This window comes from Flavobacterium sp. (assembly GCF_021151785.1).
Taxonomy (GTDB): Bacteria; Bacteroidota; Bacteroidia; order Flavobacteriales; family Flavobacteriaceae; genus Flavobacterium.
Genome location: NZ_JAGKWP010000113.1, coordinates 1 through 7,153, shown reverse-complemented (window position 1 = coordinate 7,153; position 7,153 = coordinate 1). Strand labels below are relative to the sequence as shown.

The window sequence follows — 7,153 nt, the reverse complement described above, 5'->3', positions numbered from 1 at the left end:
GTTAAATATGCGTTAAAATTAACATAAAGACTTCTTTAATTCATTAATTGCATGGTTATGCAGGTCATATTGAAAGTATAATAAGGACAATTTGAACTCGGTTATGCGATCAGGTTTTGTTTTCGTTTTCTTTAATTCTCTTACCTGATTTATTATTTTGGTTTGTTCAATCGTATGCTCTTCAATGGCTTTTTCTATAGCGGTTGTTTCCATATCAGCTGTTTAAATTATGCCAATTTATTTAATTATAATTTCAATGATCATAGTTTTGGTCTTTTCCCCAGGTTATTAATTACCCAAATTAGCTCATATGGATTCATCGGCTGCCTTTTGATAATAATAACTGTTGCATCATATACCCATAACAGTGGAAATATGATTTTATACATCACTGTTTTCATTGCTCTTATTCTTTTCATTCGCTGTTGTAAGAAACTGGTCAAGGAAATAAACCCGGGTCATGATCTCCTTAAAATTATTCGGATACCATTCAGGATCTATATTTATAAGTATAAAGTAGATAAGCTCCTGGATGCTATGTTGGATCTCTTGCGGTGTTATTGAACCGAACAATTCATCCAGTGCATGAACTGTTTCTTCTGATAATTCACTATTGGAAGGCAGTATTACGACTTTTTTATCTTGCATAGCTGTATCGTTTATAGATATGTATCAAAGATACTATAAATTTTTATTAATTTCATGAAAGATGTTATTTGTGAGAGGTAATATAATTGGAGCATTTAATGGATTTTGCTATAAATCTGTTAAACATGGCAACAAAGAAGAAAAAAGAACTATTGGATGATAGAATAGTGTCCATATCTAAAAGGCTTCAAAAATTGAGAAAGGATGCTGGATATACTAGTTATGAAAACTTTGCTTTGGAAAAAGAGTTACCACGTGTTCAATACTGGCGAATGGAAAAAGGTACAAATTTTCAATTTAAAAGTCTTTTGCAAATCTTAGATGCCCACGAGATGACTTTAGAAGAATTCTTTAAAGGTTTGAAATAATTATAACATAATGAAAGATACTTTTCCCTATAAGTACGATGAACTTTTTAATCCGGTATTGGCAGCTTTAAAAAAACTCGGAGATTCAGGATCAATTAGCGAAATTGAAGATCAAGTATCTTCAATATTAGAACTAACGGATCATCAGCTTAACGATATTCATAAAGGAAATACAAGCAAATTTACATATAGACTTGCGTGGGCTCGGCATTACCTTAAACGTTTTGGACTCATAGAAAATTCTTCAAGAGGCGTTTGGGCATTAACAGAAGAAGGAATTAAAACTAATGTAGTAGATAAGGATGTTGTTAGGAAACAAGTACTTTTAGAAGATAAGCAAGAAAGGTTAAACAAAGACAAGGTAAAAAAAACGGAGTCTTCTTCAGGACAAGAAGATAATGATGAGATTCAAAAAATTTCTTGGCAAGAACAGATTATAGAAGAATTGCAGCTAATTCCTCCAGCATCTTTTGAAAAGCTTTGTCAGCGATTATTAAGAGAATTGGGTTTTCAAAATGTCGAAGTTACAGGGAAAACTAATGACGGTGGCATTGATGGCAAAGGAATGCTAAGGATTGGTGGAGTCATGTCTTTTCATGTTATATTCCAAGCTAAGCGTTACAAAGGAAGTATCTCACCATCAATTGTTAGAGATTTTAGGGGTGCAATGATAGGGCGAGCAGATAAGGGATTAATCATTACTACAGGAACTTTTACACGTGAAGCTAAAAAAGAAGCACAGCGTGATGGAGCACCTCCAATTGATTTAATTGATGGGACTGATTTAGCTGAAAAATTAAAAGAATTAAAGCTAGGAGTAGATATTGAATTAGTAGAAAAAATTATAGTGAAGAAAGATTGGTTTAAAGCATTATAAAATACATACATAGCAGTAACCGTTAATTGATTTTTTTTTCAATAAACTCATTGATGATTTATTGAGTGAATATTCCTATTGATTTTTGTGTTAGTAAGTTTTGCTAAAAAATTTGGGAATATTTAAACTATACGTATAAATTTGACCAAATTGGTCAGGTCATAATCTGTAAAATGAGAACCATAGGAGAATTAATTAGAGCATTTCGGGAAAGTAAAGGATTGCTTTTACGCCAAGTAGCATCTACCCTTGAAGTAGATCCTTCGCTTCTTAGCAAAATTGAACGAGGCGATAAAAGACCTACGAAAGAACAAGTAAAACGTCTTGCAAAGCTTTTTGAGACAGAAGAGAAAGAACTTATGTTAGCATATTTAAGTGATAGGCTCGTTTATGAGATCAGAAATGAAGATTTAGCAAGTGAAGCTTTAAAGGTTGCTGAACAGAAGATTGAATATTTGAAAAAATCAAATGTAATATTCTAATGGCATACAATATTACTCGAACGAAGGAAGAATGTTTTGAACAGCTAAAAAGGATAATTTTTGCGTTCGAAAAAGAGTATTCAATATATCAAACATCACAATACAGTGAAGCCCAACTAAGAATAGATTTTCTTAACCCTCTTTTAAAAACTTTTGGTTGGGATGTAGATAACGAAGCGAGTAAATCACAGTTTCTTCGTGATGTAATTCAGGAGGAAGCTATTGATGTAGAAGAAGACGATTCTATTGCTAAAAAAAATCCTGATTATACCTTACGCATACAGGGTTCTCGTAAGCTCTTTATAGAAGCTAAAAAAGCTTCTATTGACATTGAAAAATCTGCTAAGTCATCATTCCAAACACGCAGATATGGTTGGAATGCTAATTTGGGTATTTCAATATTGACTAATTTCGAAAAGATAATAGTATACGACTGCAGGTACAAACCGACCTCCACTGATGACGTAACTATCGCAAGATACGCAGTTTTTCATTATAAGGATTTTATCAAAAAATTTGATAAGCTATATCAATTATTGTCTTTTCAATCTATAACATCAGGTTATATTGATGACTATTTTTCAGTTACACAAAATAATACAAGCACATTTGATGATTATTTTTTAGCTCAGATAGAAACATGGAGATTTCGATTAGCAACTGACATAATTCAAAATAATGAAGGCTTTAGTGAAGAAGATATTAATTTTCTCGTTCAACGCTTATTAAATAGAATAGTATTTCTTCGTATTTGCGAAGATCGGGAGATAGAGAAGCATGAAACATTAAAGGGGATAAAAAACTATACAGAGCTTAAAGCGCTATTCATACAGTCAGATAAAAAATATAACTCAGGGTTATTTGATTTTATAGAAGATAATTTTTCACTAAATATTAATCTGAAGTCTGAAATTCTAATAGAAATATTTAACGAGCTATATTATCCCGAAAGCCCTTATGATTTTTCGGTTGTTGACCCTACTATATTAAGCCAAATATATGAGAGATATTTAGGAAGTAAAATAAAAATAGTAAGTGCAAGTGAAATTTTAATTGTAGAAGAGCCTGAAGTATCCGCTTCAAGTGGAGTAGTTCCTACCCCAAAGCTGATAGTTGAAAACATTGTTAAAGAAACCCTTTCCCCTCTCTTTGACCTAAAAGGGATAAAGGATATTCAATTTCTAAAAATTGCTGATATATGCTGTGGCTCAGGAACTTTTTTAATTTCTGTCTACGATTTTATTTTAGAGAAAATCATAACTGCACTCAATGCAGAAAACATAGAGGATGACGAGATTATATATGAAGGATTTGATGGGACGTTTTATCTTACATTAAAAGCAAAACAAGATTTCTTGTTAAATCATATTTATGGAGTGGATATTAATCCTTACGCCGTGGAAGTTTCTAAGTTTAGTTTATTTTTAAAGCTGCTTGAAAATGAGAATGCGGCTTCAATAAATAGTTATTTATCAAGGTATCATCAAAAAGTACTTCCAAACTTAGACAATAATATTAAATCAGGGAACTCATTAGTAGACGAAAAATACTTTGATTTTAATCCTTCTGCTATTGAAGATAATGAATTACTTTACAAGGTAAAACCATTTGTATGGGGCGATGAATTTCCTTTTTTAACTGACACAAAAGGGTTCGATGCAATAGTTGGCAATCCTCCATATGTAAGAATACAAAATATAGTAAAATATCTTATTGAAGAAGTAAAATATTATCAAAGTAGTATATCGGGGTATACAGTAGCAAAGGTAGACACATTCGACAAATACTATCTATTTATTCAGCGAGCTATTAGTCTACTAAACGATAGAGGTGTTTTAGGGTATATAGTACCTAATAAATTTTTTATTATAAAAGGAGGTAAAGCCTTACGTGATTTAATTTGCACTCAAAGTTCCATTTGTAAAATTATTCACTTTGGAGTTTCTCAAGTGTTCCCAAATAGAAGCACTTATACAACCGTATTAATTATAGACAAAGAAGAAAGGGATAAATTCAAATTTAAAAGAATTAAGAATATATCTTCTGAGTTTATTGCAGGTACTATTAACTATTTAGAATATAATAGTGATTCTTATACTGAGGAACCTTGGATTTTTGTGTCACATGAATCAGAGATAATATTTGATAAAATCAGATATGCTGATACAATACCATTAAAAGCAATTGCTGAGATTCCTGTAGGATTACAAACAAGTGCTGATAAAATATATATTATACAACCACACTCACAAACTGAGTCGACATATAAATTCAATAAGAATAATATTGAATATGAAATTGAGAAATCAATTTGCAAACCTTGCCTATATGATCTTTCATTTGGAGTGTTCGATTCTGTCGTTGAAAACGCACAATTAATTTTTCCTTATATCATCACAAATGATAAAGCAGAAGTATTCTCAGAAGAATATTTTAGTGAAAATTATCCTTTAACATGGAAGTATCTAAATACTTTTAAAACTCTACTTTCTAAACGAAGTATTAATGGCTCTAAAGAACCAAAGTGGTATCAATTTGGAAGGTCTCAAAGTTTAACTAAATTTCATGAATCTCCTAAATTGATTTGGCCCGTTTTATCAACTAAGCCAAGTTACATTTATGATGAAAATAATCTTCAATTTACAGGAGGAGGAAACGGCCCTTATTATTCTTTGATAAGTAATTCTGCGTATTCTCCATTATATATTTTAGGTATTTTGGCTCATCCATTATTTGAATCTATGGTTAAAGCAGGTGCAAGTGAATTCAGGGGTGCATATTACTCGCATGGCAAACAATTCTTAGAAAATATTCCTATTAAAAGGATTGATTTTGATAATGCTGAACAAAGGAAAAATCATAATGAAATTGTTAAAATCGTACAACAGCTTATTCATACGAAAGATACTTACAATAAAACCTATATAGGTTCGAAGAAAAATATTCTTCAACGAAAACTCGACTATTTGTTAAATAGTTTAGTAGGATTAATAAACCAATTATATCAAATCAGCGAAGATGAAATGAATGTTGTTTTAAATGACGAAATGTTCTTAACTGATTTAAACGAAGATTAGTAAAATGGCAATAAAAGATATAGAGAATATTGAATCAAGAAAATTGCGTGGAGGATATTATACTCCTCAAGCAATTGCTGATTTCATTTGCAGATGGGCTATTACAAAACCTTCTCAAACGGTTTTAGAACCAAGCTGTGGTGATGGTAATTTTATAGAAGCTTCCATTAAAAGATTTATAGAATTAGGTGTTCCCCAAAAGAATCTATTTGGGTTAATTAAAGGTATTGAATTAGTAAAAAAGGAATCCGAGAAATCGAAACAGCGTGCAGCTAATTATGGATTGAACTCAACGACCATCGTAAATTCTGACTTCTTTAGTTATATTTCCAATGGCAATCCTCGCTACGATATAGTTATTGGCAATCCTCCGTTTATACGGTATCAAAATTTCCCTGAAGAACATAGGCAGAGAGCTTTTGAGATGATGAATGAAATAGGTTTAAAACCCAATAAACTTACCAATATTTGGATTCCTTTTTTAGTAATATCTGCAAGCCTCCTCAATAAAAATGGTAAGCTTGGAATGGTTATTCCTGCTGAACTATTTCAAGTAAAATATGCTGCTGAAACGAGAATTTTTTTAGCAAAATTCTTCCCAAGAATTACGATAGTAACATTTAAAAAACTTGTATTTAGCGATATTCAACAGGAAGTTGTTCTATTGCTATGTGAAAAAGATGTCCAATCGAATAAAGGTATTAGAGTAGTTGAATTAAGTACACTTAAAGAATTGGAGAGTCTTAATATTTCTAAAGTTCAAAAGTCTGACGTAAAAACGTTAGAGCACAATTCTGAAAAATGGACTAAGTACTTCTTAGATGAAAATGAAATTAAACTTTTAAGAGAGATTAAAGAGGACAAAAGGATAAAGCCATGTAGCAGTATAATGAGCGTAGATGTTGGTATAGTTACAGGTAAGAATGATTTCTTTATGATGAATAAAGAGACTGTAGCTAAATGGAAGTTAAAAGCCTATACCCAAAAAGTTGTAAGTAAATCCGCTCATTTTAAAGGGATACAGTTTAAGGATGAAGATTTTGAAGATAATTCTGATGCTCAACATTCAGGGTATCTGTTTTTACCTCCTAATAAAGATTTTGAAGATTTGCCACAAGCTTGTAAAAATTATATTAAATATGGGGAAGAGCAAGATTTTCATGTAGGCTATAAATGTAGGATTCGGAAACGTTGGTATATCACACCATCGTTATGGTGTCCTGATGCTTTTGCATTGAGGCAAGTAGGTGATTATCCTAAAATCATAGTGAATAAAACAGAAGCTTCTTCAACCGATACTATCCATAGAGTTAGATTGACAACAAAGGTAAAGCCTGAAATAGTAGCATTATCATTTTTGAATTCATTATCATTTGCTTTTTCTGAAATTACAGGACGAAGCTATGGTGGCGGAGTTCTTACTTTTGAACCTACTGAAATTGAAGAAATACCATTGCCTTTATTAGAAAACACGAGGATTGACTTAAATAAAATAGATAATCTTATTCGTCAACGTAGAATAGAAGAAGTTTTAGATATAGTAGATCAAGAGTTATTAATTAAGCAACTTAAGTTTACTAAGACAGATGTTGAGGCTCTTAGAGCAATTTGGAGAAAACTTTCCTCAAGGAGATTAAATAGAAGAAAGTAGTATATATGATTAGATAAAATGGTAGAGTCAATTACCAATAAACATGTAAT

General features: G+C 31.3%; 7 protein-coding genes. 5 read left to right on the top strand and 2 right to left on the bottom strand.

The window, feature by feature from the left end:
- Nucleotides 1-18 precede the first annotated feature (18 nt).
- Complete coding sequence (locus tag QZ824_RS10045; protein ID WP_291275888.1) at nucleotides 19-213, bottom strand: hypothetical protein; 195 nt, start codon at nucleotides 211-213, stop codon at nucleotides 19-21.
- A 168-nt stretch (nucleotides 214-381) separates the two neighbouring features.
- The gene (locus tag QZ824_RS10040; protein ID WP_291275887.1) at nucleotides 382-648 is read right to left on the bottom strand and encodes a hypothetical protein; all 267 of its coding nucleotides are present in this window, start codon (nucleotides 646-648) and stop codon (nucleotides 382-384) included.
- Between the two features lie 125 nt (nucleotides 649-773).
- Here QZ824_RS10040 and QZ824_RS10035 point away from each other — a divergent pair, with 125 nt between their 5' ends.
- The 5 genes from QZ824_RS10035 to QZ824_RS10015 all read left to right on the top strand — a co-directional run bounded on the left by QZ824_RS10035 (nucleotide 774) and on the right by QZ824_RS10015 (nucleotide 7,103).
- Complete coding sequence (locus tag QZ824_RS10035; RefSeq protein ID WP_291275886.1) at nucleotides 774-1,016, top strand: XRE family transcriptional regulator; 243 nt, start codon at nucleotides 774-776, stop codon at nucleotides 1,014-1,016.
- Between the two features lie 10 nt (nucleotides 1,017-1,026).
- Nucleotides 1,027-1,893 carry a restriction endonuclease gene (locus QZ824_RS10030; protein WP_291275885.1) on the top strand — a complete coding sequence of 289 codons (867 nt, stop codon included), beginning with the start codon at nucleotides 1,027-1,029 and terminating at the stop codon, nucleotides 1,891-1,893.
- Nucleotides 1,894-2,066: 173 nt separating this feature from the next.
- Complete coding sequence (locus QZ824_RS10025) at nucleotides 2,067-2,375, top strand: helix-turn-helix transcriptional regulator (RefSeq protein WP_291275884.1); 309 nt, start codon at nucleotides 2,067-2,069, stop codon at nucleotides 2,373-2,375.
- Complete coding sequence (locus tag QZ824_RS10020) at nucleotides 2,375-5,452, top strand: N-6 DNA methylase (RefSeq protein ID WP_291275883.1); 3,078 nt, start codon at nucleotides 2,375-2,377, stop codon at nucleotides 5,450-5,452. The genes QZ824_RS10025 and QZ824_RS10020 overlap by 1 nt, the downstream gene beginning before the upstream one ends.
- A 4-nt stretch (nucleotides 5,453-5,456) precedes the next feature.
- Nucleotides 5,457-7,103, top strand: a complete 1,647-nt coding sequence (locus QZ824_RS10015; RefSeq protein WP_291275882.1) for a class I SAM-dependent methyltransferase — start codon at nucleotides 5,457-5,459, stop codon at nucleotides 7,101-7,103.
- Nucleotides 7,104-7,153: the final 50 nt, after the last annotated feature.